Source organism: Castellaniella sp. GW247-6E4 (assembly GCF_040276065.1).
Classification (GTDB): domain Bacteria; phylum Pseudomonadota; class Gammaproteobacteria; order Burkholderiales; family Burkholderiaceae_B; genus Castellaniella.
This window is the reverse complement of the sequence record NZ_JBELOI010000001.1, coordinates 367,186-392,010: the sequence shown is the minus strand read 5'-3', so window position 1 is coordinate 392,010 and position 24,825 is coordinate 367,186. Positions and strand designations below refer to the sequence as shown.

Sequence of the window (24,825 nt, the reverse complement as noted above, 5' to 3'; positions counted from 1 at the left end):
ATGAACCTGAAGAAAATCGCAAGCATCGCATTCATCGCAGCCAGTTGCGCCATGGCTTTTCAGCCGGCCGCGGCCGACACGCTGGACGACGTCAAGGCAGCCGGCAAGCTGCGCGTCGCCATCGACCTGGGCCTGCCGCCGTTCGGCATGCTGGATCAGAACCAGCAGCCCACCGGCTCGGACATTGACGCCGCAAAGCTGCTCGCCAAGGACCTGGGCGTCGAACTCGAGGTCGTGCGCACCACGACCCCGAATCGCATCCCATTCCTGCTGACGAACAAGGCCGACGTCATCATCTCGACCCTGTCCATCACCGAAGAGCGCATGAAGGTCATCGATTTTTCGAAACCCTACTCCGTGCTGGCGCAGGCGGTGGCCGCGCCCCAAAGCGCACAGATCAAGGACTACGCCGACCTCAAAGGCCAAAAAGTAGCCACCGTCCGCGGCGCGCAGGGTGATGCGATCCTTTCGGCCAACACCAAGGACGCGCAGATCATGAAGTTCGACGACGACGCCACGGCGGTGACCGCGGTCCTCAGCGGCCAGGCGGACATCCTCGCCAACTCCACGGCCGTCATCCAGCAGCTCAAGGACAAGGCTCCGGACCGCAACTTCGAGACCAAGTTCCTGATGAAGAACTACGCGCTGGGGGTGGGCCTGCGCAAGAACAACCCGAAATTCAAGGCGTTCCTCGACGAGTGGGCGCAAAAGAATTTCCAGAACGGTCAACTCAACACTATCTACAAGGGCTATCTCCATGTCGATCTGCCGGCCGACCTGATGGAGATGGCCCCCGCCAAGTAACCGTCCTGGACGGAGCACATGGAAAAGGACAGGGTTGACGCATATATTTTCGGAAGTTCAGATGATTCGTTTCAATATCGTTGAAGGCAGAAAGTTCGACTTGGTCTGCCTGGGCAGGCTGGCTGTGGATCTATACGCCAGGCAGGTCGGCGCCAAGCTCGAAGATGTGTCGACCTTTTCCAAGTATCTCGGCGGCAGCTCCGCCAACATCGCCTTCGGCGGCGCGCGGCTAGGCCTGCGCACCGCCATGCTGTCACGGGTCGGCGACGAGCAGATGGGCCGTTTTCTGGTGGAAACGCTGGCAAACGAAGGCTGCGACACCTCGATGATCCAGGTGGACCCGGACCGCCTGACCGGCCTGGTGCTCCTGGGCATCAAGGACCGGGAAACGTTTCCGCTGCTGTTCTACCGTGAGAACTGCGCGGACATGGCGATCGACCCGGCGCTGATCTCCGAATCATCCATCGCCGACAGCCGCGCCCTGCTGATCACCGGCACGCATCTCTCGCAACCCCTGGTGCGCGAGGCCTCCGCCAGGGCACTGGCCTTTGCGCGCCGGCATGGCACGTTCAAGGTCCTGGACATCGATTACCGCCCGGTGCTGTGGGGCCTGACCAAGCGCGGCGAGGGCGAAAACCGTTACGTCCCAGACCAGGACGTGACCCGTAGTCTGCAAGCAATCATCCCCGAGTTCGATCTGCTGATCGGCACCGAAGAGGAATTCCTCATCGCCGGCGGCGTACCCCACGACCTGATCGGATCCCTGAAGGCGCTGCGCGCCATCACGCCGGCGGGCTTCGTGGTCAAGCTCGGCGCCAGGGGCTGCTGCCTGATCGACGGCGAGGTTCCCACGGACATCGAAAACGCGGTCATACATCGCGGGGAAAAGGTCAAGGTCCTGAATGTGCTGGGTGCGGGCGATGCGTTTGCCTCCGGCCTGCTGGCCGGAATCCTGAGCGGCAAAGACTTTGCCGAGACGGCGCGGATGGCCAATGCGTGCGGTGCCATCGTGGTCAGCCGCCACGCCTGCGCACCAGCCATGCCGACGCCGCGCGAATTGGAATACTGGCTGTCCAAGGACGGCCGCGACATCGACTACGCACACCTCGATCACCTGCACCGCACGACCGCACGCCGCAAAGCCTGGAATGAGCTGAACGTGCTCGCCTTCGACCACAGGCAGCAGTTCATGGATCTGGCCCGAAACAACGGCGCGGGCCTGGACGAGGTCCGGCGCTTGAAACAAATGCTGGTTGCCGTGGTCGAGCGCGCCGAGCAAAAATATCAGTTGCAAGGCAAGATCGGCGTCCTCGTGGATGGCGGCGAGCAAGGCGGGGATACCCTGTGCTCGATCACCGGGCGCGGATGGTGGCTCGGGCGGCCGGTGGAAAAGCAGATGTCACGGCCATTGAAGTTCGACCATACCTCTTCGGTCGCCTCCATGCTGGCCGACTGGCCGGTGGAGCAGGTGGTCAAATGCCTGGTCGGCTATCATCCCCGGGACGAGGCCACCATCCTCGAGGCCCAGGAAGACCGCCTGCGCGAACTCTGGGAGGCCACGCGCCACAGCGGGCACGAACTCCTGCTCGAGATCATCCCGCCTGCGGACAAGGTCACCGCCGACACCCACGACCATGTGGTGCTGGAGAGCCTCGAGCGGCTCTACTCTCTGGGCATCAAGCCGGACTGGTGGAAACTCTCGCCCATGGCCGAAGCCTCCTGGAACCGATTGGCCGAACTGATCCAGGCCCAGGACCCCTATTGCCGGGGTGTGGTGCTGCTGGGCCTGAACCTGCCCCTGGACCATCTGGCCACCTCGTTCAGACAAGCCCGCCATCCCTTGATCAAGGGATTCATGGTCGGGCGCTCGATCTGGCAGGCGCCCAGCATCGAGTGGCTCAATCGGCGCATCGACGACGAGGCCTTCATCGAGGCCGCGGGCGCCAACTTCTCGCTGTTGATCGACGCCTGGCGAAACAGACACACCGCCGTGGAGGCATGAAAGTGAAATCACTACTATCCAAGGCCCGCAAAACGGGGAAGGACATCGTTCAAATCACCCCGCAGGATGCGGACTGGACCTATGTCGGCTTCAAGGCCGAGCGCCTGTCCGCGGGCGAGACGACGCGCACGGAAACCGGCAGCCGCGAACTGTGCATCGTGGTCCTGACCGGCCGGGTGGACATACGCGTGAATGGCGAACTCTATCCCGGCCAGGGCGGGCGTGACTCGGTCTTCGAGGACAAGGCCCCGGCCGCCCTGTACGTGGCGATGGGATCCTCCGTCGAAGTTCAGGCCAGCGCGCCCGCCGAGATTGCGTTCTGCTACTCGTCCCTGGGCAGCCCCGCCAAAAAGACCAAGGTCCTCGATCCGGCCGCCATGCGCCGCAGCGTCCGAGGCCAAGGGTCCAATCAGCGTTTCGTGTGCGATATCCTGCCGCAGGACGACCTCAGTGCCGAGAGCCTGCTCGTGGTGGAGGTGGTGACCCCGGCCGGGCACTCATCGAGCTATCCGCCGCACAAGCACGACACCGACAACGAACCGTACGAGACTCGGCTCGAAGAGGTCTACTACCACCGGATCAATCCGTCCCAGGGCTTTGCCTTTCAGCGGGTCTATACGGACGACCGATCCATAGACGAGACCATGGCGGTCGAGGACCATGACCTGGTCTCGGTCCCCCGCGGATACCACCCCTGCGTGGCACCGCACGGCTACGACCTGTACTACCTGAATGTGATGGCCGGCTCCAAGCGGCATTGGATCTTCAAGAACGATCCCGCCCACGAATGGATGATTGTCCAGGGCTAGTATCCTGTTCGGTTAATCCGGCATGGCTCACGCCACTCGGCCCGCCCGCACGGCCATAGGCCAGTGGACTAGGCGCTGGCGGTGCGCGCCGCCCCAAGCGGGCGCAAGGCCGACGGTCAGCTCGGCGACGGGATCGAAGCCCCGCGCGGCCATGAAGCGGGCGGTGGCGGACCAACTGCGCAGATAACCCAGCATCTGATCCAGATCCCAGGTGGCTTGCAAGAACAGCGGCGGCGCCTCCAGGGGCTGGAAGGGAAACGGCAGGTCGCGGTAGCCGGTCTCGACGTGCCGGCGTTCGGCCGGCCACCAGGGGCCGACCGTCTCGTGATAGTAGGCCCGCAGCAGCCGGTCGACGGCATCGCCCTCGACCATCATCACGCCATAAGTCCAGGCGGCGAACACGCCATCGGGCCGTGCCACCCGCCGCACCTCGCGATAAAAGGCCTCGAGATCGAACCAGTGCAGGGCCTGGGCCACGGCCACCAGGTCGACGCTTTGATCGGGCAGGCCGCTCGCCTCGGCGGGCGCCACGCGGTATTCGACACGCTCATGGGCCCGGGCCTGGGCGATCTGCGTGGGGCTGGCATCGGTGGCAATCACGCGGCGAAAATCCCGGGCCAGCATGACCGAGGCCTGGCCGCTGCCGGCCCCGCAATCCCAGGCGCAGGCCCGATCGGCGCACTGCGCGGCCAGCCAATCGAACAGCGCGGCCGGATACCCCGGCCGGCTTTCGGCATACTGGCGGGCCACATCCTTGAAATGGTCGCTGAACGGTTTGGGCGTCATCCCGCCATTGTATCCGTCCGGCGTGCCCGGGCGACACGCCGGGGACCGCTCCTGGTATCCTCCCGATGAGCGGATTCCAGGAATGAAGGCATGTTCAGGTGGCTGGCCGGCAAAGGCGCCTCGCAGCGCAAGGTCGAACACACGCTCGCCCTGATCGGGGACGAGCAATGGCGGCGCGCGATCGAAACGCACCCCTTTCTCGACGGCCTGGCGCCGCGCGAGGACGAGGCCCTGCGCCGCCGGGCCGCATGGATACTGGCCAGCAAGTCCTTTCACGGCGCCCAAGGCTTCCCCATCGACGATGAGATCATGCTCTCGATCGCCCTGCAGGCGGCGCTGCCCATCCTCGAGCTCGACCCGGGGCTGTATGAGGGATGGACCGACATCGTGCTGTACCCGGGCGGTTTTCTGATTCCCCGGGTCGAGGTCGACGAGAGCGGCGTGGTGCACGAGTATCTCCAGGAATCCTCCGGCGAGGCCTGGGATGGCGGGCCGGTGATTCTGTCCTGGGAGGACGCCGATCCGGACACGGCCCGCTATGGCAACGTGGTGATCCACGAGTTCGCGCACAAGCTCGACCAGCACTCGGGTGAGGCGGACGGCATGCCCGGGCTGCACGCGCACGCCGATCTGCGACCCCGCCAGTGGCGCCGCGTGCTCGATGCGTCGTACGAGGCATTCTGCGAGGCGCTGACCCATGTCGAGGAGGCCATTCCACCCGATATCGACCCCGAGTCCGAGGACGCGTCGCCGTGGTATGACACACTGCCGCTGGATCCGTATGCCGCGACCGACCCGGCGGAGTTCTTCGCGGTCAGCTCAGAAGCGTTCTTCATCGATCCGGCGCCGCTGGCCCGAGGATTGCCCGACTGGTACGCCCTGCTGTCGCGCTATTACCGCCAGAACCCCCTGCGGCGCCTCGCGCCCGGCGCACCGCGCATCGCCTGAGCCAGCCCGGCTGGCGCAAGCGGTCCACAGCTCCTACACTGGCAGGCATCGTTTCTTCGAACGCACTGGAACATCTTGGAGGCACACGCATGAGCGACATCACCCTGACCGCATCCGACGGACACACCCTGGACGCCTACATTACCGGTCCCGAGGACGCCCGCGCAGGCGTGGTCGTCCTCCAGGAAATCTTCGGCATCAATGCCAATATCCGCCACATGACCGATATGTTCGCCTCGCACGGCTATCGCGCGATCTGCCCGGCGATGTTCGATCGGGTGCAGCCCAAGGCCGAGCTGGGCTATGACGCCGCCGACCTCGACCAGGGCCTGGCTCTGCGCAACCGGATCCCCGAATCGGCGGCGTTGCTCGACATCCAGGCCGCGGCTGCCGCCCTGCCCGCACACAGCGCACGAATGATCGTTGGTTATTGCTGGGGAGGCACTCTGGCATGGCTTGCGGCGTGCCGCGACGATACGTTCGCCGCCGCCTCATGCTGGTACGGCGGCGGCATCGCCAAGGCCCTGGGGGGAACCCCCGGATGCCCGGTGCAAATGCATTTCGGCGAAGACGACCCGTCGATCCCCATGCGCGATGTGGAGGCCATCGGCCGCGCCCACCCCGAGGTCGACCTGTACACGTACCGCCATGCCGGCCATGCTTTCGGGCGCGCCGGCACACCCGCCCACCACGCGGCCTCGGCGGCGCTCGCCTGGGATCGCACCCTCAAGCTCTTCGCCGCGGCTGCCGGCTCGCCAAGCGCCTGAGGCCGGCCAAGGGGCTTGCGCCGGCGCGTCGATCAACCGCCCCAGTGCCCACAGGCGCTAATGCAGGACACCGAGGTCCGCGGGCCCCTCGTCCTGCGGATCATCGGCGCTGTACTCGTCGACCCGCAGATCGGGCGCGCCCATCGCCGCTTCCCAGCTTCGCAGGGGTACGCAGGTCTGCAGGCGGATGATCGCCTGCCGGATCAGGGCCTCGTGCAAAGCGTGGCTGATGCCCGAACCGATGTCCAGGGTGGCATCGCCGCGCAGCTCGGCCAGGCGGGCATGGACCTGCCGCGCCTGGCTGGCCGGCGCGACGCGATCCTGGGCGCCATGCAACAGGTGCACAGTGGTGCGGGGCGGCGCCGCCTCGGGCAGGGTCGCGAATCTCGTGGAAAACAACAGGGCGCGGCCCGCCAGATCCGGTGAGGCGCAACAGGCCTCCAAGGCCACCGCCGCGCCTTCCGAGAACCCCGCCAGCGCGGTCTGCTCGCCGCTCAGGCCGTGGCGCCGCTGCCAGGCCTCGATCTCGGGCGCCAGCGCCGCTCCCGCGGCCGCAACCAGGTCCGCATACGCCTGCGCATCCGGGCGGGCGTCCGCGATCCAACGCCGGTCGTCCCCCTCGCCAAACGGCCCGTGGGGCTGGACGATCGCCGCCAGCGGGAAGGCTTGGCGCACCGCCGCCGCAAGTTCCAGCAATTGCCCCGGTCCGGCGGACTCGCCATGCAGCAGGACGAAAAGCTGGGCGGCCGCGCCGTCCGACGGCAGGATGAGCAAAGGTTCCGGTCTCATGGCGGGGCTCCGGGTGTGGGCATGGGCCCCACTGTACGGCGTGGACCGGCGTCAGGGCAAGGCGTCCAACAAGCATGCCGCTTCCCGATCGAGCGCGTGCGCTGCCTCCGCACTCACGCCCGATCGAGGAGCGGCATCAGGTCTCGTGAAAAAAGAAGCGCCGATACATCTCGATCTGATGCGACAGCATGTGCTCGCCATAGAACACCGGCATCCCGCGCCCCTCGGCGAGCTGCAGCAAGCGGGTCTCGCGCGGCTTCATGATGATGTCGGCGATCAGCGTATTGCCTGCCAAGGCGAGCGGATCGAAGGGCAAAGGGTCCGTGAGGCGCAGGCCCAGCGGCGTGGCGTTGATCATGATGTGCGTACCGCGCCAGTCCGTCCCCTCGGGCTCGAGCTGCGCGACACCGGCACGGTGCGCGTTCAAACGCCGCACGAGCCGCTCCGACTGCTCGGGGCGCACGTCGCGGATGCGGATCGCGGCGGCGCCCGCCTCGACCAGCGCCGCCGCGATGGACACGCCGGCGCCACCCGAACCGACCAGGCCGATCACCTGGCCGGCGGGATTATGCCCCTGCGCCTCGAGGCCGGCGACAAACCCTCGGCCATCGAAATTGTCAGCCTCCCAGGCACCGTCGGCGGCACGGCGCAGCGCATTGGCCGAACCCGCGAGCTGCACGGCCGGACTCAGCCGCTCGACCGCGTCGCACACGGCGAACTTGTGCGGGATGGTGACCATCATGCCGTCCATGTTCTCGATCCGCCGCAACGCGGCCACGACCCCCTGCAGCGCCTCGGGCCGGACATGCATGGGAACCATGATCGCATCGGTGCCCAGTTTCGCGAACAGCTGGTTCATCAGGGACGGACCCTTGACCTGGGCGATCGGGTCGCCCAGGAGGGCGTACAAACGGGTCGCGCCGGTGGGATTGGGGATGCTGAGAATGTCGCTCATCGGGCGTCCAGTTCGTGGATTTTCACGCTACGGCCTTCACGTGCGGACCAAACGGCCGCCTCCGCGATGCATTGCGCCGCAAAGCCATCTTCGATGGTGGGCACAGAGGCCCCGGCGTCGGCCAGGAAATCGGCGAAAGCCTCAATCGTCCGATAGTACGACCCGCCAATCCGTTCATAGATATTCTGCGGAAACGGTGCTGACGCCAGCTCGGCGCCCACCGCGCGACGCACCGCAGCCGCCGGCTGGCGGCAGGATTCCACCCATCCCTGCGAACCGAACGCCTCGATGCGCTCGTCGTATCCATAGCTGGCCGTGCGGCTATTGTCGATCTGGCACAGGGCGCCGCCGCGCATGCGCAGGCTGACGATGGCCGTGTCGAAATCGCCGAGGTCGCGCACATCCTGGTGCACCAGGGCGGCGCCCATGGCCGAAACCTCCTCGACTTCGTCGCCGGTGATGAAACGCGCAAGGTCAAAAAAATGCACGCCCTTGTCGCGAAAGAAGCCACCGCTGCTGCGCAGGTACTCGACGGTGGCGAGCCGGCTCGGGCCGCGCGAGGTGAGCTGGACGATCTGCAGCCGCCCGAGGCCGCCGGACGCGACCTGATCGCGCACCGCCGCATGACTTTCCTCGTAGCGCCGGTTGAACCCCATCATGATGCGTGCGCCGCAGTCCCGCGCCACCGTGACCGCCCTGCGCGCCTCATCGAGGCTCAGGTCGATGGGTTTCTCGCAAAAGACCGGCTTGCCCGAACGCGCGGCTTGCCGCAACAGCGCGCTGTGGCTGTCCGTGGACGAGGCGATCATCACGGCATCGACATCGGGCGCCTCGAAGACGTCCGCCAGGTCGCGCGCCGCGCGGCCACCGAACTCGGCGGCGAAGGCCTCGCGGCGCTGCGGCGAGCGCGAGTACGAGGCGGCGAGGGTCAATTCCGGATGGCGGGCGATATTGCGTGCATGCACAGCGCCGATATGGCCGACGCCGATCAAGCCTATACGATACATTGTATATATACCAATGATAAACGGATCACAAGGACAAAAAGCCACCATCCACCGCAAGCTCGACGCCAGTGATGTACGAAGCCTCGTCCGAGGCCAGGAAGAGGACGGCGGTGGCGACCTCCTCGACGTGTCCGGCCCGCTTGAGGGGCACTGCGTCGATCTGCTTTTCGCGCCAGACTGGATCGGCCGAGCCCCGGGACGTGCGCATGGGCGGCAGCAAGCCCGGCGCCACGGCATTGACGCGGATGCCATCCTCCGCGTAGTGGACCGCGGCGGCGCGGGTCATGGCCTGCACCGCCGCCTTGGAGGCGCTGTAGCCCATGTGCACCCGATGCTGCCCGACGGATGCCGAGATCGAGGACATATTGACGATCGCGCCGCCGCCACGCGGACGCATCAAGGGCACAGCGTGCTTCATGCCGAGGAAGACACCCTTGGCATTGACGTCCAGCAGCCGTTCCCAGGCGCGCGTGCTGCTCAGGTCCGGATCGAAAGTACCGCTGATGCCGGCATTGTTGAACAGCACGTCCAGACCGCCGCTGTCACGCAGCATCCGTGCGAGCACCTCCCAGTCCTCCTCGCGGGCAACGTCCAGGCGGACGAACCGCGCCCCCCCGCCGCCCGCGGCGTCCAGCTCGGCCAGCAGCGAGGCGGCCTCGTCCTCCAGCAGATCGCAGGCGACGACGGCAGCTCCCTCGCGCGCGAACCCCAGGGCGGCACTGCGGCCCATGCCGCTGGCCGCGCCGGTGATCACGACGGTCTTGTCTTTGAATCTCATGGTCTTTCCTTCCCCCTGAATATTTGACTTCAATTGACTTCAAGCCGGCTCGGCACACGCCGCGGCATCCTCGAACAAGGACTTGTCCATGCGCTTGGGCTCGGCCGGGACGATCGGGGCGAACCCCATCCGCTCGAGCACGTCGCGGCGCACGTCAATGCCCGGCGCGACCTCGGTCAGTACCAGCCCCTCACGGCGCAGCTCGAACACGGCCCGCTCGGTGACGACCACGGCCTGATGGCCGCGCAGCAGCGCCTGAGCGCCCGAATACGTGATCTGCTCAACCTGCTCGACCAGCTTGCGCACGGAGCCATGCCGGTTCACGCGCAGGCCCTCGGGTGTCACGCTCACATCGCCCCCCTTGGTGTCGAAGGTGCCGCAGAACACGACTTTGCGGGCGTTCTGGGCAATGTCCATGAACCCGCCCGGGCCCACGGTCAAGCCGCCCAGCCGCGACACGTTGACGTCCCCGCGCGCGTCGAGCTCGCCGAAGCCGAGAAAGGCGATATCCAATCCACCGCCCGAGTAGAAATCGAACTGCGAAGGCCCGTCGATCATGGCCGAGGGACTCTGCGCAAACCCGAACAGCATCCCCACCAACAGCGAGCCGCCATAGGTGCCATGCTCGATCGTCTGGTAATAACGGCCGCCCTCGCCGCGCTCGGCAATCAGGCGGGCCACCCCCTCGCCGATGCCCACGCCAAAGTTCAGGATGGCGCCATCGCGCAGCTCTTGGTAAGCACGCCTCGCGATGAGGGCGCGCACGGCCGAGGGCTCGGCCGCCAGCGGGCGCGCCGGGCCGGCACGCTCGCCCGAAATGGTGGGGTCGTACGGCAGGTCGTAGCTCATGCGCTGCTCGGGGTCGACCACCACGACATCGACAATGGCACCCGGCACCCGGACCGAGCGCGCCGGCAGCGAATTCACGTTGACGGCGGTGCGCACCTGCGCGATCACGAGCCCACCGGAATTGTGCGCCGCGAGCGCCGCCGCGTAGACATCGACATTGGCGGCCTCCTGGTCCAGGCTGATGTTGCCCTCGGCATCGGCAAACGAACCACGGATGATGGCCACGTCGACCGGAAACGACTTGTACCGAAGCAGCTCACGCCCGCCGATCTCGACCACCTCGACCAGATCCTCGGTGGCCGAACGGTTCACCTTGCCGCCCTGATGCCGTGGGTCGACGAAGGTGCCCAGGCCCACATGGGTGAACAAGCCGGGGCGCCCCCCGGCGATGTCGCGATAGAGCTGCATGATGCAGCCGCTGGGCAGTACATAGGCTTCGATTTTTTCGTCGCGTGCCAGCGCCTGCATCTTGGGCGACCACACCCAGTGGCCGCCGATCACGCGCCGCACCAGGCCCTCGTGGGCGAAATGGTTCATGCCCTCGGCCTTCTTGTCGCCGATGCCCAGCGCGTGCACCACGGTCAGGTTTCTCGGAGCGCCGGTCTCGAGAAAGCGCCGGGACACCGCACGGAATACGCAGGTCGGCTCCATCAAGCCGCCGCCGCCGCCGACCAGCGCCACCGTGGCGCCGTCGCGGATCAGCGCAACGGCTTGTTCGGCGGTCCTGAACTTATTGCCTTTCATGCCCGCATCCCCCCGACACACCCACATGGGCCGGCAGGCGCCCTTCGGCCGCCGCCACGCGCGGGGCCGGGCGGGTCGCGCTCAGCGCAATCCCGCCAAAGCATTTTCCGGATGACATCTCGATCCTCGATAAAGAGCCGCTCAGGGCACGAGCAAAATACGGCCGATCGCCTCGCGGTCGCCCAGCAGGCGATGGGCCTGCGCGGCCTGCGCCAGCGGCAGTTTTTGCCACACCACGGGCTCGATGCGGTGTTCATGCATGAAGCCCAGCACCTCGGCCAGTTCATCGCGGGTGGCGCTCTGGACGCCGCGGATTTCCCATTCCTTGAGAATCACCAAGCCAAGATTGATGCTCACCGGCGTTCCATGCAGTTCGCCGATCACCGCGCAGCGGCCGCCCGGCGCAAGGCTGCGCATGGCGCCGTCGAAAGTCGGCGAACCAATCAGTTCGACCACCAGATCCACACCCCTGCCCCCGGTCAGGCCCCTGACCTGCTCGCCGAACGCGCCGTCGGGGCTGACCACCACCTCGTCCGCGCCAGCGGCACGCAAGGCCTCGACCTTGCCCTGGCTCCCGGTGATGGCAATGCTGCGGGCGCCCAGGGCGCGCACGATCTGGATCGCCGCCAGGCCCAGTCCGCCGCTCGCGCCAGTAATCACGACCGACTGCCCGGCACGGATTTGCCCGACATGCCGGATGGCCTTGTAGGGCGGCGCAAAGACGCAAGCGCCAAAGCAGGCGTGCTCGAAAGGCATGCCTTCTGGCAGCTTGACGAGGTTGCCCTGGAGCAGGCAGGCGTACTGGGCATAGCCGCCATCGCGCGTCTGGCCGATGTCGCCATGGGTCTGGCGGCACAGCGAGGGGCGCCCGCGCAGGCAGTCCTCGCAGACGCCGCAGGCCTGGAAGTTGAAGGAGGCGACCCGGTCCCCGGGCGCGAAACCCTCGACGCCCTCGCCGACCTCGGCCACGGTTCCCGCCAGTTCGTGCCCGATGATGCGCGGCGGCTTGACGCGCGAGCGCATGCCCTTGCGCAGGATCAGATCCAGGTGACAGACCCCGCAGCAGCGGATTTCGATCAAAACCTCGCCGGGCCTCGGCGCCGGCCTGGGCACCTCGCCATATTCCAGGACCTCGGGCTCGCCAAAGGCACGCAGCACAACGGCCTTCATCATCGCTTCATGTTTCATATATCGTCATTCCTCCAAGTTAGTTGGCGCACCCGCGAGCGCGCTCACCGATCAGCCCTGATCATTTGTGCAAAATCTGCCCCAGGAATTCGCGCAGGCGCTCGTGCCTCGGGTTGGAAAAGAAACGCTCGGGCGCGTCCTGCTCGACGATGCGGCCACCGTCCATAAAGATCACCCGATCAGCGACGCTGCGCGCAAATCCCATCTCATGCGTCACGCACAGCATCGTCATACCATCTTGTGCAAGGCCTATCATCGTGTCGAGCACCTCCTTGACCATCTCGGGATCGAGCGCCGAGGTCGGCTCATCGAACAGCATGATCCTGGGCGTCATGCACAGCGCCCGCGCGATGGCCACGCGCTGCTGCTGACCGCCCGACAACTGGGCGGGGTATTTATCCGCCTGGTCGGGAATGCGCACCCGCTCGAGATACTTCAGCGCCAGCTCGCGCGCCTGCTCGCGGGACGTCTTGCGCACCCGCATCGGGGCGAGCATGCAATTCTCGAGCACCGTCATGTGGGGGAACAGATTGAACTGCTGAAAGACCATGCCCACCTCGGCGCGCACCGCCTGAATATTGCGCGCATCGCCTCCCAGGTCGATGCCATCCACCAGGATGGTACCCTGCTGGTACTGTTCCAGGCTGTTGAGACAGCGAATCAAGGTGGATTTGCCCGAACCCGAGGGGCCGCAGATGACGATGCGCTCACCGCGCGCGACCTCCAGGTCGATGTCGCGCAGGACCTGAAAATCACCATACCATTTCTGCACGCCCCGCATCGAGACGATGCTCTCGGAGGCCCGGCCGCCGTCCGCGCGGCGGACGGTGCCGGCCGGCTCTTGGTGAGGCATCGCTGCGCCGCTCACTTCGTCACGATGGCCGGCAGCGGCGCATCCCCTTCACCGGTATCGGGCATATCCGCGGGCAGGTCGTTGCCGATCCATTTCTTGTAGAGCGCCGAGAGCTCGCCGTCGGCGATCTTGCGGCCGATCACATCGTTCAGGTAGTCGGCCCACTCGCGCTCACCGGGGCGCACGGCGGCACCGTTGTACACCCGCGAGAGCACCAGCCTGGATTCGTACTTGCCGGGCCCGGCAACCTGAGCCAGGTTGCCCACCTGAGTGATGGCCGCGCCGATCGCATCGACCTGTCCCGATATCAGCGCCTGCACGGTGGCGGCGTCGTCGTCGAAGCGCATCAGCTTGGTGTCGGGCAGGTTCGCATCGGTCAGCGCCTTGTCCTGGGGCGTGCCCCGGGGAACGCCGACGCGCATCCCCTTCAAGCCCTCCCAGCCCTGCATCTGCGGGCCGGCCTTGGCGATGACGACATTCTCGTTGACCGCATAGGGCCTCGAGAACAGCACGACTTTCTGCCGGTCAGGGAAAATCCCCATCACCGCCGCCAGCATATCGACCTGTCCGGTCAGCAGCGCGGCCGTGCGATTGGCCGGAGTCACCGGCACGATCTGCGGCTGGACGCCAAGATCCTTGGCCACCATGCGGACGAACTCGACCTCGAAGCCCGTGAGTTGGCCCTGCGCATCGGTGAAGCCCCAGGGCACTTGCGCGACCTGCACCCCCGCCTTGAGCACGCCGGAGGCCTTGACCGCGTCGACGCTCTGGGCCTGGGCCGACGGCGTGAACGCCGTTCCGAGGGCCATGGCGGCGACTGCGCTCAGCAAGAGGCGGCGCGTGCCACTGACGGGACGAAATGATGCTGATTTCTTCATGATGTCTCCTGTGGAGGAATGCGAGCCGGGGGCCGCGATGGAATGGACGTCCGGAGGGCGCCGAGCCGTCAAGTGGCCACGGCGTACCGGCGCTCGAGCCGCGCTGCATAGCGCGACAAGGGAAAACAGATCAGGAAATAGCCCAGGGCCGCGAAGCCATAGGCCCACAAAGGCTTGTAGGTCGCGCTCGAGACGAGCTGCGCGGAGCGTGACAGCTCGACGAACCCGATGATGGCGGCCAGCGACGTCCCTTTGATCAACTGCACCAGGAAACCGATAGTCGGCGCAAATGACATGCGCAGCGCCTGCGGCAGCACCACGTAGCGCATCCGGTCGACGTAGCCCAGGCCCAGCGCCCCGGCCGCCTCGCTCTGGCCGCGAGGCACCGCTTGAATGCCGCCGCGCCAGATCTCGCCCAGGAACGCCGCGGCATGCAGGGTCAGGCCCACGGCCGCCGCCACCCACACGTTCACGTGCAGGCCAAAGACCGGCAGGCCATAGAAGACCAGGAACAACTGCAGCAGCATCGGCGTGCCCTGGAAGAAATCGATGAATCCACCGGCCAGCGTGCGCAGCGCGCGCACCGGCGCCGTGCGCAGCAGGGCCACCAGCAGGCCGAACACCCCGCCGCCGGCAAAGGCGATGGCCGACAGGATCAGCGTGGCCTGGGCCCCGGCCAGGATCATCCAGATTTCATTGAGGGTGAATTCGCGGACCATGGCCTCGCCTCACTTGATCGGGTAGGAAAAGCAGGCGCGGTCGATCGCCTTGAACAGGTTCGAGAACATCAGCGACATGCACAGGTACAGCAAAGTCGCGACGATGTACACCTCGAAGCTGCGAAACGTCGTCGAATCGATGCTCTGGGAAACGGATGTGAGTTCCTCGGCCGAGATCGAGGACACGATGCTGGTCGTCAGCAACAGCAGGACGAACTGTCCCGAAAGCGCCGGAAAGATCACGCGGAATGCGGGCTTGAGGACGATGTGGCGGAACGTCTGGAACGGTGAAAGCCCCAGCGCCGCCCCCGCCTCGAACTGCCCGCGCGGCACGGCATCGATGCCGCCGCGCACGATCTCGGCCGAGAACGCGCCCAGGTTCAGGCTGAGCGCCGCGACCGCCGCCGCCCAGGGCGACAGGCTGATGCCGAGTTGAGGCAAACCGAAAAAAATGAACAGCACCTGCACCAGGAACGGCGTATTGCGAATGATCTCGATATAGCTCACCCCGACCGCCCGCAGGAAGGCATGGCGGCTGCGCCGCGCCAGGATGGTCAGCATCCCGAGGCTCAGCCCGAGCACGGTCGACAGAGCGGTGAGCGCCAACGTCAGCAGGCAGCCATGCAGGAAGACCTGCCAATACGGCAGCAGCGCGGCAAAGTTGAAGGTATAAGTCATGCGTCCAACCTTTGTTCGTGGGGCGAGTATAGCAATCTGTGGAAACCCTTTCCACATTGGAACACCGTTGAATATATCAGCGTTTACCCTTAATAGAACTCGGTTCTGATATGAAGATTAGCCAAAATCCTTGATCTCGAGAAGGTTCTCCAGGTCAGGGTTCCAATTTGGAATGGCTTTCCAATACAATGAACCCATGCCCGTGCCGCCCATCGATGAGACCCGCCCATGAGTAGCAACCTGCCCCGGGGCCTGCTCGCCCTCGAACTGCTCACCCGCCACCCGGGCGGCCTGCCCCTGCACGCCATCGCCGCCGAGCTGCGAATCCCGCGCAGCACGGCCCACCGGATACTCGCCGAGCTGGTGGCCACCGGATACGTGCGGCAACAGGACGGAGACTTCAGCCCCTACCGGCTGACCCTCAAGGTCGCGACCCTGGGCATGCAATTCCTCTCGGCTACCGGCGTTGTCGAGCTGGTTCAGCCCGTGCTCGACAGGCTCGCGGCGGACTCCGGCGAGCTCGCGCGCATGAGCATCGTCGAGAACGACCGCTTGATCTGGGTCGCCAAGGCCCAGGGCGCCCGAGGCGGGCTGCGCTACGACGCCCAGTCGGACCCGGGCGAGGACGTGCGCCTGTTTTGCAGCTCCAACGGCCAGGCCTGGCTGTCGACGTTGAGCGACCAGAAGGCGCTCGAGATCGCCTCCAGGCAGGGCTTCGGCGAGCCAGCGCAGTTCGGGCCCAACGCGCCGCGCACTATCGAGGCGTTCCTCGACTGCATCCGGCTCGCCCGCGCGCAGGGCTACGCCATCGTCCACGAGACCTACGAGATCGGCCTGTCGGCGATCGCCGCGCCCGTCCTCAACCCGCATTCCGAGACCGCGATCGGCGCGGTCAGCATCGCCGGCCCCGAGGCCAGGATGAAGCACGCCGAGCATCTCATTCCCCTGATCCAGAGCGCCGCCCGCGCGCTCTCCGCGCTCAGCCCAGGCATCCGCGCCTGCGGCCGCTGAACCACACTCGACCGCAACAATCGTGAATGGATGTGTACCCCAGGGCGCAGCGCCGGCCTGCGGTAGCGTTTTGAAGCGAATCTGCGGAATATCCTCACGTTTGCCGGCGGACCCGAGGCCACAATGGATGCATCGAAGCAAGGAGAAGGATTCGGCATGAACAAGTTCTTACTGGCGGCTGCCGCGACACTGGCCATGACCGCCGGCCAGAGCGCGCTGGCGGACGTGGACGTGGGGATCTCGATCGGCATCCCCGGCTTCGTCTACCCAGCGCCGGGATACTATTACGAACCGCCGCCGCGATATGTCCGCCGGCCTCGCGTCGTGGTCGTGCCCGAAGCCGTTTACGTGCCTGGCCCGCGCTGGGTATGGTCGGACCGCGGCCACGGCTATTACCGCGCGGTCCCGCCGGGACACCGTGGAGGCAAGCACTGGAAGAAACACCGCCGCGGCCACGGCGACTGGGACGATTGACCCACCGCCGACCGCGGTCGGGCACGAGGGGCGCGGACCACAAGGCCGCGCCCCTCGTCATGTGCCACCACAGCGCCACGCGGGGACATTCCCCGGGAAGGGGCCGAGACAGGTCTATGATGGTCGCACGACCACTTCCTCAGGAGCCTCTCATGGATCAAGCGATGTACCCGAACCCCACCCCGGAAATCGCCCGCAAGCGCGCGGAGCTCGCCCCCGAGCCTCTGACAGCGTTCAAGGCCTTCAGCAAGGCGGTCTTTGCGCCCGGCGCGCTGGATGCGCAAACCAAGCAACTGATCGCCGTGGCCGTCGCCCACGTCACCCAGTGCCCATATTGCATCAAGGGCCATACCGAGAGCGCGGCCCGGGCCGGCGCCACCGAGGCCCAGATCATGGAGGCGATCTGGGTAGCGGCCGAAATGCGTGCCGGCGGGGCCTACGCGCACTCGGCCCTGGCCCTGCAGACGCTCGAGCGCCTGCATCCGCACGATCCCGCCTGAACCACGCCGACCCGCGCGGCGGGCGCATGCTACGATTCCCAGCTGGCCGCCGCCATCCACATCATCCACGGGAACTCGTACATGAATCCAGACCACACGCCCGCCGCGTCGCCCGGCAACGAAAGCCTGCGATCCGCCAGAACCTTGACGGCGGTGATCTATGGCCTGCAGGTCGCCGCGTTCTTCCTCGGCATCACGGCCGTGATCGCCCTCATCATCAATTACGTCAAGCGCGGCGACGTGCGCGGCACGTGGCTGGAATCGCACTTCCGCTGGCAGATCCGCACATTCTGGTTCAGCCTGCTATGGATGATCGTGGGCGCGGCGACGGTCTTTGTGCTGGTCGGATACGCCATCATCGCGGCCAACACGATCTGGGTGCTCTATCGCATCATCAAGGGCTGGCTGCGCCTGAACGACAGCAAACCCATGTACCAGGGTTGAGCCCGCACGGCCCGAGGCATCAAAGCCCGACGTTTTCCTTTTCCAGGACCTGCTCGGCCCGGTAGCTCGAGCGCACCAGGGCGCCCGAGACCACCTCGCGGAACCCCTTGGAGAGGCCCAGGTCGCGATAGGCACGGAATTCGTCGGGCGTGACGAAGCGGCGCACCGGCAGGTGATGCTGGGTCGGGCGCATGTACTGGCCAAAGGTCAGGATATCGACATTCGCGGCACGGATGTCGTCCATCGCCTGCTCGATCTCGGCATCGGTTTCCCCCAGGCCCAGCATCATGCTGGTCTTGGTCAGGGTATGCGGGGCGTGGCGTTTGGCAAAGGCCAGCACGTCCAGGGTCTGGCGATAGCCCGCGCGCGCGTCGCGCACCTCGTGGGTGAGGCGCTCGACAGTCTCGACGTTCTGGGCGAAAGTGACCAGGCCCGCATCCAGGACCTTGGCCACACAGGCCTCGCTGCCCCCGAAGTCGGGTGTCAGCGCCTCGACTGCGGTCTGCGGGGAACGCTCGTGGATGGCGCGGATACAGGCTGCGTAGTGCCCGGCGCCGCCGTCGATCAAGTCGTCGCGGTCCACCGAAGTCAGCACCACGTATTTCAGCCGCATCAGCGCCACGGCATCGGCGACGCTGGCCGGCTCGTTATGGTCGAGCCAACCGTGCGGGTTGCCGGTGCTGACGGCGCAGAACCTGCACGCCCGCGTGCAGACCGAACCCATCAACATCAGGGTCGCCGTCCCCCGCCCCCAGCATTCGGCGATGTTGGGGCATTTGGACTCGGCGCACACCGTGTTCAGCTTGTGAGTCTGGACGATTTCGCGAACCTCCTGGTAGCGCGCGCCCGAAGGGACGCGCACGCGCAGCCAGGCGGGCTTGGGCTGGGAATCGGGGATGTGCGACAAATCGCTGGGGCGCATGCCGTCCTTGACGGCCTTGGTGCCCTGCGGGCTGATGAACTTGCTGCCCGAGCGGGCGCGGATGATGGTGACTTCGTCGGCCATGACAGACCTATCGGGTGAATAAATCCAGTGGGCGTCCGCTTCGGGCGCCCCTGCGTTGAATAGTACCACGCACCCCCGCCTCGTCCGGCAGTACCATCGTTGCCCTTGGGGCGCTCGGCGGTTCGCCGCCGCGCACCGCGCAACGGGCCGGTAAACGCGGCTTTCTTGATTCAGCGCAAATCCCATTTGGGCAGCGCGGGCATTTCAATCGTTTCGAAGCTATGCTGCGAGCTTCAAAACATGTCAGACCGCACCGCCCCCCTTTCGACGGATTCCCGCCCCGCCATGCCCAAGACCTTCAGCATCAGCGCGCGCCTGAGCGCATCATTCTTTTTCCTCATCTTCCTGAACATCGGGCTGACCGGCGCGGGGCTGTGGCTGATGGAAAGCAACAACGCCGCGGTCAACAACCTGATCGAGGTGCGGCTGGTCAACGAACGCCTGAGCACCCACTGGGAAAAGCTCCTGGACATGAACATGACGCGCACCGAGGCCATCGCCCGCACCGACGACGCCGCTGCCATCCAATATTTCCTCGCCGAGATCGAAAAGGACACCGCCGTGGCCCTGAAGACGATCGAGGCCCTGCGCGCCAATCTGCTCGACCAGGAGGCCAAGGACCGCTTCCGGCGCACCTACGACCATTACATCGCCTTTCGCGATGCCCGCCTGTCCGCCCTGCAAGCCAAGGCGCGCGGGGACCACGCGGCCGCCCAGCCGTTCTTCGAACGCGACATGGCGCGGCTGTCCCAGCCGTATAAGGAAAGCTTCAAGTCGCTGATCAGCTACTTCGCGGGCAAGATCCAGGAAAACACCCTCACGATCGAGGCCAACAACCACCGGGGCCGGATCATCATGATCGGCCTGACCGGCCTGGCCCTGCTGATCGGCCTGGGCCTGGGCTACATGATCCAGCGCTCGATCACGCGCCCGCTCAACCGCGCGGTGCGGCTGGCCGAGGCGGTGTCGCAGCGGGACCTGAGCCAGGCCGTCGAGGTCCACGGCCGGGACGAGACCGGCCAACTGATGCAATCGCTGCAGACCATGACGGGCAGCCTGACGCTCACGATCGGCCAGTTGCGCGACGACGCTCAATCCATCGCCGCGGCTGCGCGCCAGATCGCCGTGGGCAACCAGGACCTGGCCGCGCGCACCGAGCACCAGGCCTCGTCCCTGGCCCAGACCGCGGCCACGATGGAGCAAATGACCGCCACGGTCAAACAGAATGCGGACAATGCCCAGCAAGCCAATGCCGTCGCCAGCTCGGCCGCCGAGGTCGCCCTGCGCGGCGGGCGGATGGTGGACCAGGTCGTGGAGACCATGGCCTCGATCAACGACTCGGCGCGGCGCATCGAGAGCATCATCGGCGTGATCGACAGCATCGCCTTCCAGACCAATATCCTGGCGCTGAACGCGGCCGTCGAGGCGGCGCGCGCCGGCGAGCAGGGCCGCGGCTTTGCGGTGGTCGCCTCCGAGGTGCGCGCCCTGGCCCAGCGCAGCGCCGCGTCGGCCAAGGAAATCAAGGGGTTGATCGACACGTCGGTCGCCGCGGCCGAAAACGGCAACGCGCTGGTCGCCGATACGCGCAGCACCATGGATGAGATCGTCGGCGGGGTCCAGCGCGTCACGGACATCATGGGCGAGATCACCGCCGCCAGCCGCGAGCAGAGCATCGGCATCGAGCAGGTCAACACCGCCATGAACCAAATGGACGAGGTCACCCACCAGAACGCGGCCCTGGTCGAAGAGGCCGCCGCCGCGGCCGCCAGCCTGCTCGATCAGGCCAATACCCTGGCCGCGCTGGTGGCGACATTCAAGCTGCGCGCAGACGCCTGCGCCGTCCATGCGTCCGGGCCGGACGAAATCGCCATTGGCGGCTCCAGCATCGCGCCCGCCGGCGCGCTGGCGGCACCGATCTGAGTCTACCCGGGCCACGGGCGGCGGCCCGCCGAGCGGCATGCCGCTCCGGTATACTTTCCGCCATGTCCGCGACCCCGTCCACGATCAAGCGCCCGCCGGGAGACCGGCTGATGCTGGCCTGCCTGGCGGCCATGGTCTGCCTGTGGACCGTCCTGTGCGCCATCAGCCACAAGGCGCCCGATCTGGACGGCATGGAAGAGCTCGTCTGGGCCGCCAGCCTCGAACTCGGCTACACCAAGCATCCGCCGCTGCCGTCCTGGTTCATGTATTTCGCCACCGAGGCGCTGGGCCGCCCGATCTGGCTGCCCTTCCTGATGGGCCAGCTATTCTCGGCGCTGGGATTGTGGTTCGTCTGGAAACTGGCGCGCGAAATGACGACGCCACGCCTCGCACTGATGGCGACCCTGCTGGTATCCACGACGGCTTATTTCTCGCTGCGCGGCACGATCTACAACCACAACACCGCACAGCTCTGGTCCATCGCCTGCGCCACCTGGCTGTTCTACCGGGCGCTGCGCGACCAGCGCCTGCGCGACTGGTTCTGGCTGGGCGTGGTCGGCGCCCTGGCGATGATGACCAAGTACAGCGCCGTCATCCAGTTCGCGGCCTTCCTCCTGGCCATGCTCGCCGCCGGCAGCTTCCGGGACACGCGCACCTGGCGCGGCCTGGGGGTGGCGCTCGCCACTTTCTTGGCGGCCCTCTCGCCTCACCTGATCTGGCTCGCCCGGCACCATTTCGAGCCGCTGCTATATGCCGATGCGTCAATCGAGCTTCCCGGCCGCCTCGCTGCGCTCGGACTGATGCTGGATTTCATTCTCGACCAGGCCGGGCGCTTGGCGCCAATGGTACTCGTGCTGATCGCCTGGACACTCTGGCAGCACCGCAAGGGCGACCGGGCGCCGGGCGTCGTCGCCAACGAGGACATTTTCCAGCCCGCCGAGCAGGGTCCAAGACGGTATTTCCATGCCTTCGTCCCCGGGGATCGCCGCTTCCTGCTGTGGGTGGGCCTGGCGCCCTTCCTGTCCACGCTATTGGTCTCGATCGTGCTGGGCACGCGGCTGGAAGCCTCGTGGGCCAGCACCTTCTTCATCCTTTTCGGCTTTTACGCCGTCTGGTGGCTGCATGGCCCCCAGGCCCTGCAACTACGCCGCATTCTGATTCTCGTGGCCGCCGTCCACATCGTGATGGCCGCGGGCTACGCCCTGGCACGCGGGCCGCTGGCCTGGGAGGCCGGACGCGCGGCCCGCTCCACCTATCCGGGGCCGGAGCTCGCGAGCCTCGTCCTCGAGCGCTGGAACGAGCATCAGCCGGGGCGCCCCCTGCGCGTGGTGGTGTCCAACACCTGGATGGGCGGCAACATCGCCGTGCACGTGAGCAACCGCACACAGGTGTTCATCGATGCGAGCGAGGCTGAATCGCCGTGGTTCGCACCGGGCGAGGCCCTGGCCTGCGGCGCGGTGGTGGCCTTCAGCGAAAAGGGGCGCGCCGCGCCGGCGCCCGCCGTCCAGGCGCTGTTCGATGCCGCGCCCTGGAAGGGGGTGAGCGAGTTGCATTGGTCCTCGGAACGCAGCCCCGTGATCGACCTGCATTGGGCCGTCCTGCCGGCCACTGAACACTGCAAGGGCCGATAAGGGCCGCTGCGCGGCCCTGGACGGCACCCTTAGCCGGACTCGCAGGCTCTCTCGGGCCGCATGTCGCGCCCGCCCGACAGCAGGGCCTCGAATCCCGCCGCGGACAGCGGCCTGGAGAACAGGAAGCCCTGCCCGAAATCGCAACCAGCCGCCGCGAGGAGCTCGTACTGCGCGTGGGTCTCGATACCCTCTGCGACGACTTTCAGGCCGAGCTTGTGCGCCAGCAGGATGACCGCCTCGCACAGCGCCAGGTCGGGCCCCTGCGGGCGCAGGTTCGCGACGAAGGACTGGTCAATCTTGAGATAATCGATCGAGAACTTCCCCAGGTACGACAAGGACGAATAGCCGGTGCCGAAATCATCGAGCGAGACCTGGATGCCGGCCTGATGAAAGGCCGCGATCTGCTGGTCGATGCGCACCGCCGAATCCAGGAGGATCCCCTCGGTGATTTCGATGATCACGCCCCTGCCCTCCAGGCCCAGCGTATCCAGATGGCCGAGCCAGAACCCCAGGTCGATCCCCTCGTGGCGAAACTGCACTGGCGAAATGTTCACGCTGAGCTGGAGCCCATCCGAGTAGTCGCGGCGCCAGTCGCGCGCCTTCCGCGTGGCCTCGCAAAACACCCAGTCCCCGATATCGCGGATCATGCCGGTTTCCTCGGCCAGCGGCACGAACTCGGCCGGAGGGATGAGCCCGCGCACGGGATGATTCCAGCGCAGCAGGGCCTCGGCCTTGGCGATGCGCCCTGTCGAAAGCTCGATGATGGGTTGGTAGGCCAGGAAGAACTGTTTTTGATCCAGCGCCACGTGCAAGTCGTTGACCAGCCGCATGCGCGTCTGCGCCTGTTCCTGCATGGAGGCGGTGAAATAGCAGCTACGGTTGCGGCCTTCGGCCTTGGCGGCATACATGGCCTGATCCGCATTGTTGAGCAGCACGTCGGCCTCGGTGGCGTCGTCGGGGTAGAAGGTGACCCCGATGCTGGTCGAGATGAATACGGTCTCCATCCCGAGATGGAAGGGTTCGGAGAGCCGGCGCAGGATCTTGCGGGTGACTCGCTCGACATCGCGGGCCTCGTCGATGCCATCGAGCAGGACCGTGAACTCATCGCCACCCAGGCGCGCCACCGTGTCGTTCTGGCGCACGCAACCGTTCAAGCGGCGGGCGGCCTCCTTGAGCAATTCGTCGCCCACGGCATGGCCCAGCGTGTCGTTGATTTCCTTGAAGCGGTCCAGATCCAGGAACAGGAGGCAGGTCTTGGTGTTGCCACGCTTGGATTTCCTGATGCTCTGCTCGAGGCGATCGTTGAACATCTGGCGGTTGGGCAAGTCCGTGAGCTTGTCGAAATTGGCCTGCTTCCAGATGATGGCCTCGGCCCGCTTGATCTCGGCGATATTCGAAAAGATCATCACGCGCCGATACACCTCGCCGTCCTCGGCGTACGAGGTATTGATGCTGAGCCACTCGGGGTAGAGCTCGCCGTTCTTGCGCTGGCCCCAGTGCTCGCCCTGCCAGCGTCCGGTCTCGAGCACGCCGCGCCACATGCCGCGATAAAAGTCACGGTCGTGACAGGAAGAGTTCAGACAGCGGACATGGCGTCCGATGACCTCGGACTCGTGCTGGCCGCGCAGGCGGACGAAGGCGGGGTTCACGTCCAGGATGAACCCCTTGGGATCGAGCACCAGCATGCCTTCGCTGGTGGCGCGATACACCAGCGACGCGAGGCGGGCCTGGCGCTCGTCGTCGCTGACCTCGGGATTGCGCTCGCGCATCAGGCACAGAAAGCTGCGCCCCGACAGGCCGAGCATCGGGGTCACCGCGCCCACCAGGCTGAACGTCGACTGATCCGGGCGCCTGCCGGTGCTGCGCCACGCGATCGAGGACGCCTCGCCCGGATCCTCGAGCCGATCGAGAAACATCTGGATGTCGGGGAGCAGGTCCGCGACCGGCAAACCGAGCGCCGAACGGCGCCGGTAGCCGAACAGGCGTTCGGCCGCACGATTCATGTAGGCAACGCACCCCTGCGGATCAGTGGCGAGAAACGCGTCGCGCGCGAAGTCCCCCAGGCGCAACAGGGCAAGGATGTGGCTGCGGTCCAATGCACTGCGCGGCATTTTCCGGATCGCAGCCGTATCGGCGGTCAACACGTGGGAAAAGGTGTCGGCAGCGGTGTTCTGAGGCATGGAGCCAGCCCTTGCCAGGATCGCTAATGCCCCGCGCCAGCAAACCCCTGGGATTGTTCAGTAAAGTGAAACCTTTTTAACATGATCACACAATTGGAGCCATCG

General features: G+C 66.2%; 24 protein-coding genes. 11 read left to right on the top strand and 13 right to left on the bottom strand.

Annotated elements, in window-relative coordinates:
- The 3 genes from ABS761_RS01800 to iolB all read left to right on the top strand — a co-directional run bounded on the left by ABS761_RS01800 (position 1) and on the right by iolB (position 3,615).
- A complete protein-coding gene (locus ABS761_RS01800; RefSeq protein ID WP_350406260.1) occupies positions 1-804 on the top strand; it encodes a transporter substrate-binding domain-containing protein in 804 nt (267 codons plus the stop codon).
- A 61-nt stretch (positions 805-865) separates the two neighbouring features.
- Positions 866-2,806 carry a bifunctional 5-dehydro-2-deoxygluconokinase/5-dehydro-2-deoxyphosphogluconate aldolase gene (locus tag ABS761_RS01795; RefSeq protein ID WP_350406258.1) on the top strand — a complete coding sequence of 647 codons (1,941 nt, stop codon included), beginning with the start codon at positions 866-868 and terminating at the stop codon, positions 2,804-2,806.
- Positions 2,803-3,615 carry a 5-deoxy-glucuronate isomerase gene (gene iolB, locus ABS761_RS01790; protein WP_350406257.1) on the top strand — a complete coding sequence of 271 codons (813 nt, stop codon included), beginning with the start codon at positions 2,803-2,805 and terminating at the stop codon, positions 3,613-3,615. Before ABS761_RS01795 ends, iolB begins: the two co-directional genes overlap by 4 nt.
- Positions 3,616-3,642: 27 nt before the next feature.
- Here the strand turns inward: iolB and ABS761_RS01785 are convergent, their stop codons facing one another.
- Positions 3,643-4,401: a class I SAM-dependent methyltransferase gene (locus tag ABS761_RS01785; protein ID WP_350406256.1), complete on the bottom strand. Its 759-nt coding sequence runs from the start codon at positions 4,399-4,401 to the stop codon at positions 3,643-3,645.
- A gap of 90 nt (positions 4,402-4,491) precedes the next feature.
- Here ABS761_RS01785 and ABS761_RS01780 point away from each other — a divergent pair, with 90 nt between their 5' ends.
- Entirely contained in the window at positions 4,492-5,349 is an 858-nt protein-coding gene (locus ABS761_RS01780; protein WP_350406254.1) for a M90 family metallopeptidase, read from the top strand.
- Between the two features lie 89 nt (positions 5,350-5,438).
- A complete protein-coding gene (locus tag ABS761_RS01775) occupies positions 5,439-6,116 on the top strand; it encodes a dienelactone hydrolase family protein (RefSeq protein WP_350406253.1) in 678 nt (225 codons plus the stop codon).
- Between the two features lie 57 nt (positions 6,117-6,173).
- On the opposite strand, the gene ypfH is transcribed toward ABS761_RS01775, so the two are convergent.
- The 10 genes from ypfH to ABS761_RS01725 all read right to left on the bottom strand — a co-directional run bounded on the left by ypfH (position 6,174) and on the right by ABS761_RS01725 (position 15,554).
- The gene (gene ypfH / locus ABS761_RS01770; protein WP_350406252.1) at positions 6,174-6,905 is read right to left on the bottom strand and encodes an esterase; all 732 of its coding nucleotides are present in this window, start codon (positions 6,903-6,905) and stop codon (positions 6,174-6,176) included.
- A gap of 136 nt (positions 6,906-7,041) precedes the next feature.
- Positions 7,042-7,860, bottom strand: coding sequence for a shikimate dehydrogenase family protein (locus ABS761_RS01765; protein ID WP_350406251.1), 819 nt, complete (start codon positions 7,858-7,860; stop codon positions 7,042-7,044).
- A complete protein-coding gene (locus ABS761_RS01760; RefSeq protein ID WP_350406250.1) occupies positions 7,857-8,867 on the bottom strand; it encodes a Gfo/Idh/MocA family oxidoreductase in 1,011 nt (336 codons plus the stop codon). Before ABS761_RS01760 ends, ABS761_RS01765 begins: the two co-directional genes overlap by 4 nt.
- Before the next feature lie 25 nt (positions 8,868-8,892).
- Positions 8,893-9,645, bottom strand: a complete 753-nt coding sequence (locus tag ABS761_RS01755) for an SDR family NAD(P)-dependent oxidoreductase (protein ID WP_350406249.1) — start codon at positions 9,643-9,645, stop codon at positions 8,893-8,895.
- Positions 9,646-9,684: 39 nt separating this feature from the next.
- On the bottom strand, positions 9,685-11,238 hold the full coding sequence (locus ABS761_RS01750; RefSeq protein ID WP_350406247.1) for an acyl CoA:acetate/3-ketoacid CoA transferase: 1,554 nt from the start codon (positions 11,236-11,238) through the stop codon (positions 9,685-9,687).
- A gap of 141 nt (positions 11,239-11,379) precedes the next feature.
- Positions 11,380-12,426, bottom strand: a complete 1,047-nt coding sequence (locus tag ABS761_RS01745) for an alcohol dehydrogenase catalytic domain-containing protein (protein ID WP_350406246.1) — start codon at positions 12,424-12,426, stop codon at positions 11,380-11,382.
- A 61-nt stretch (positions 12,427-12,487) separates the two neighbouring features.
- Positions 12,488-13,207 carry an amino acid ABC transporter ATP-binding protein gene (locus ABS761_RS01740; RefSeq protein WP_350406610.1) on the bottom strand — a complete coding sequence of 240 codons (720 nt, stop codon included), beginning with the start codon at positions 13,205-13,207 and terminating at the stop codon, positions 12,488-12,490.
- 83 nt (positions 13,208-13,290) lie between these two features.
- Positions 13,291-14,157, bottom strand: a complete 867-nt coding sequence (locus ABS761_RS01735) for a transporter substrate-binding domain-containing protein (protein WP_350406245.1) — start codon at positions 14,155-14,157, stop codon at positions 13,291-13,293.
- Between the two features lie 68 nt (positions 14,158-14,225).
- Positions 14,226-14,876, bottom strand: coding sequence for an amino acid ABC transporter permease (locus ABS761_RS01730; protein ID WP_350406243.1), 651 nt, complete (start codon positions 14,874-14,876; stop codon positions 14,226-14,228).
- Positions 14,877-14,885: 9 nt separating this feature from the next.
- Positions 14,886-15,554, bottom strand: coding sequence for an amino acid ABC transporter permease (locus tag ABS761_RS01725; RefSeq protein ID WP_350406242.1), 669 nt, complete (start codon positions 15,552-15,554; stop codon positions 14,886-14,888).
- A 228-nt stretch (positions 15,555-15,782) separates the two neighbouring features.
- Between ABS761_RS01725 and ABS761_RS01720 the strand changes: the two genes are divergently transcribed.
- The 4 genes from ABS761_RS01720 (at position 15,783) to ABS761_RS01705 (ending at position 17,983) form a co-directional block, all read left to right on the top strand.
- Entirely contained in the window at positions 15,783-16,565 is a 783-nt protein-coding gene (locus ABS761_RS01720) for an IclR family transcriptional regulator (protein ID WP_350406240.1), read from the top strand.
- 156 nt (positions 16,566-16,721) lie between these two features.
- Entirely contained in the window at positions 16,722-17,039 is a 318-nt protein-coding gene (locus ABS761_RS01715; RefSeq protein ID WP_350406239.1) for a virulence factor, read from the top strand.
- Between the two features lie 152 nt (positions 17,040-17,191).
- Complete coding sequence (locus ABS761_RS01710) at positions 17,192-17,539, top strand: carboxymuconolactone decarboxylase family protein (RefSeq protein ID WP_350406238.1); 348 nt, start codon at positions 17,192-17,194, stop codon at positions 17,537-17,539.
- 81 nt (positions 17,540-17,620) lie between these two features.
- Positions 17,621-17,983 carry a DUF4870 family protein gene (locus tag ABS761_RS01705; protein WP_350406236.1) on the top strand — a complete coding sequence of 121 codons (363 nt, stop codon included), beginning with the start codon at positions 17,621-17,623 and terminating at the stop codon, positions 17,981-17,983.
- A 19-nt stretch (positions 17,984-18,002) separates the two neighbouring features.
- On the opposite strand, the gene lipA is transcribed toward ABS761_RS01705, so the two are convergent.
- The gene (gene lipA, locus ABS761_RS01700) at positions 18,003-18,989 is read right to left on the bottom strand and encodes a lipoyl synthase (protein ID WP_350406235.1); all 987 of its coding nucleotides are present in this window, start codon (positions 18,987-18,989) and stop codon (positions 18,003-18,005) included.
- A 285-nt stretch (positions 18,990-19,274) separates the two neighbouring features.
- On the opposite strand from lipA, the gene ABS761_RS01695 reads away from it, so the two are divergent.
- The gene (locus ABS761_RS01695) at positions 19,275-20,909 is read left to right on the top strand and encodes a methyl-accepting chemotaxis protein (RefSeq protein WP_350406234.1); all 1,635 of its coding nucleotides are present in this window, start codon (positions 19,275-19,277) and stop codon (positions 20,907-20,909) included.
- A 62-nt stretch (positions 20,910-20,971) separates the two neighbouring features.
- A complete protein-coding gene (locus ABS761_RS01690; protein WP_350406233.1) occupies positions 20,972-22,540 on the top strand; it encodes a glycosyltransferase family 39 protein in 1,569 nt (522 codons plus the stop codon).
- A gap of 29 nt (positions 22,541-22,569) precedes the next feature.
- Here ABS761_RS01690 and ABS761_RS01685 read toward each other — a convergent pair whose 3' ends face one another.
- Positions 22,570-24,720, bottom strand: coding sequence for a putative bifunctional diguanylate cyclase/phosphodiesterase (locus tag ABS761_RS01685; protein WP_350406231.1), 2,151 nt, complete (start codon positions 24,718-24,720; stop codon positions 22,570-22,572).
- Positions 24,721-24,825 lie beyond the last annotated feature (105 nt).

Excerpts from the sequence above, each read along its gene's own strand:
- ABS761_RS01800 (WP_350406260.1), top strand. The coding sequence starts at position 1 with ATGAACCTGAAGAAAATCGCAAGCATCGCATTCATCGCAGCCAGTTGC.
- ABS761_RS01795 (WP_350406258.1), top strand. The coding sequence starts at position 866 with ATGATTCGTTTCAATATCGTTGAAGGCAGAAAGTTCGACTTGGTCTGC.
- iolB (WP_350406257.1), top strand. The coding sequence starts at position 2,803 with ATGAAAGTGAAATCACTACTATCCAAGGCCCGCAAAACGGGGAAGGAC.
- ABS761_RS01785 (WP_350406256.1), bottom strand. The coding sequence starts at position 4,401 with ATGACGCCCAAACCGTTCAGCGACCATTTCAAGGATGTGGCCCGCCAG.
- ABS761_RS01780 (WP_350406254.1), top strand. The coding sequence starts at position 4,492 with ATGTTCAGGTGGCTGGCCGGCAAAGGCGCCTCGCAGCGCAAGGTCGAA.
- ABS761_RS01775 (WP_350406253.1), top strand. The coding sequence starts at position 5,439 with ATGAGCGACATCACCCTGACCGCATCCGACGGACACACCCTGGACGCC.
- ypfH (WP_350406252.1), bottom strand. The coding sequence starts at position 6,905 with ATGAGACCGGAACCTTTGCTCATCCTGCCGTCGGACGGCGCGGCCGCC.
- ABS761_RS01765 (WP_350406251.1), bottom strand. The coding sequence starts at position 7,860 with ATGAGCGACATTCTCAGCATCCCCAATCCCACCGGCGCGACCCGTTTG.
- ABS761_RS01760 (WP_350406250.1), bottom strand. The coding sequence starts at position 8,867 with ATGTATCGTATAGGCTTGATCGGCGTCGGCCATATCGGCGCTGTGCAT.
- ABS761_RS01755 (WP_350406249.1), bottom strand. The coding sequence starts at position 9,645 with ATGAGATTCAAAGACAAGACCGTCGTGATCACCGGCGCGGCCAGCGGC.
- ABS761_RS01750 (WP_350406247.1), bottom strand. The coding sequence starts at position 11,238 with ATGAAAGGCAATAAGTTCAGGACCGCCGAACAAGCCGTTGCGCTGATC.
- ABS761_RS01745 (WP_350406246.1), bottom strand. The coding sequence starts at position 12,426 with ATGAAACATGAAGCGATGATGAAGGCCGTTGTGCTGCGTGCCTTTGGC.
- ABS761_RS01740 (WP_350406610.1), bottom strand. The coding sequence starts at position 13,207 with ATGCGGGGCGTGCAGAAATGGTATGGTGATTTTCAGGTCCTGCGCGAC.
- ABS761_RS01735 (WP_350406245.1), bottom strand. The coding sequence starts at position 14,157 with ATGAAGAAATCAGCATCATTTCGTCCCGTCAGTGGCACGCGCCGCCTC.
- ABS761_RS01730 (WP_350406243.1), bottom strand. The coding sequence starts at position 14,876 with ATGGTCCGCGAATTCACCCTCAATGAAATCTGGATGATCCTGGCCGGG.
- ABS761_RS01725 (WP_350406242.1), bottom strand. The coding sequence starts at position 15,554 with ATGACTTATACCTTCAACTTTGCCGCGCTGCTGCCGTATTGGCAGGTC.
- ABS761_RS01720 (WP_350406240.1), top strand. The coding sequence starts at position 15,783 with ATGAGTAGCAACCTGCCCCGGGGCCTGCTCGCCCTCGAACTGCTCACC.
- ABS761_RS01715 (WP_350406239.1), top strand. The coding sequence starts at position 16,722 with ATGAACAAGTTCTTACTGGCGGCTGCCGCGACACTGGCCATGACCGCC.
- ABS761_RS01710 (WP_350406238.1), top strand. The coding sequence starts at position 17,192 with ATGGATCAAGCGATGTACCCGAACCCCACCCCGGAAATCGCCCGCAAG.
- ABS761_RS01705 (WP_350406236.1), top strand. The coding sequence starts at position 17,621 with ATGAATCCAGACCACACGCCCGCCGCGTCGCCCGGCAACGAAAGCCTG.
- lipA (WP_350406235.1), bottom strand. The coding sequence starts at position 18,989 with ATGGCCGACGAAGTCACCATCATCCGCGCCCGCTCGGGCAGCAAGTTC.
- ABS761_RS01695 (WP_350406234.1), top strand. The coding sequence starts at position 19,275 with ATGCCCAAGACCTTCAGCATCAGCGCGCGCCTGAGCGCATCATTCTTT.
- ABS761_RS01690 (WP_350406233.1), top strand. The coding sequence starts at position 20,972 with ATGTCCGCGACCCCGTCCACGATCAAGCGCCCGCCGGGAGACCGGCTG.
- ABS761_RS01685 (WP_350406231.1), bottom strand. The coding sequence starts at position 24,720 with ATGCCTCAGAACACCGCTGCCGACACCTTTTCCCACGTGTTGACCGCC.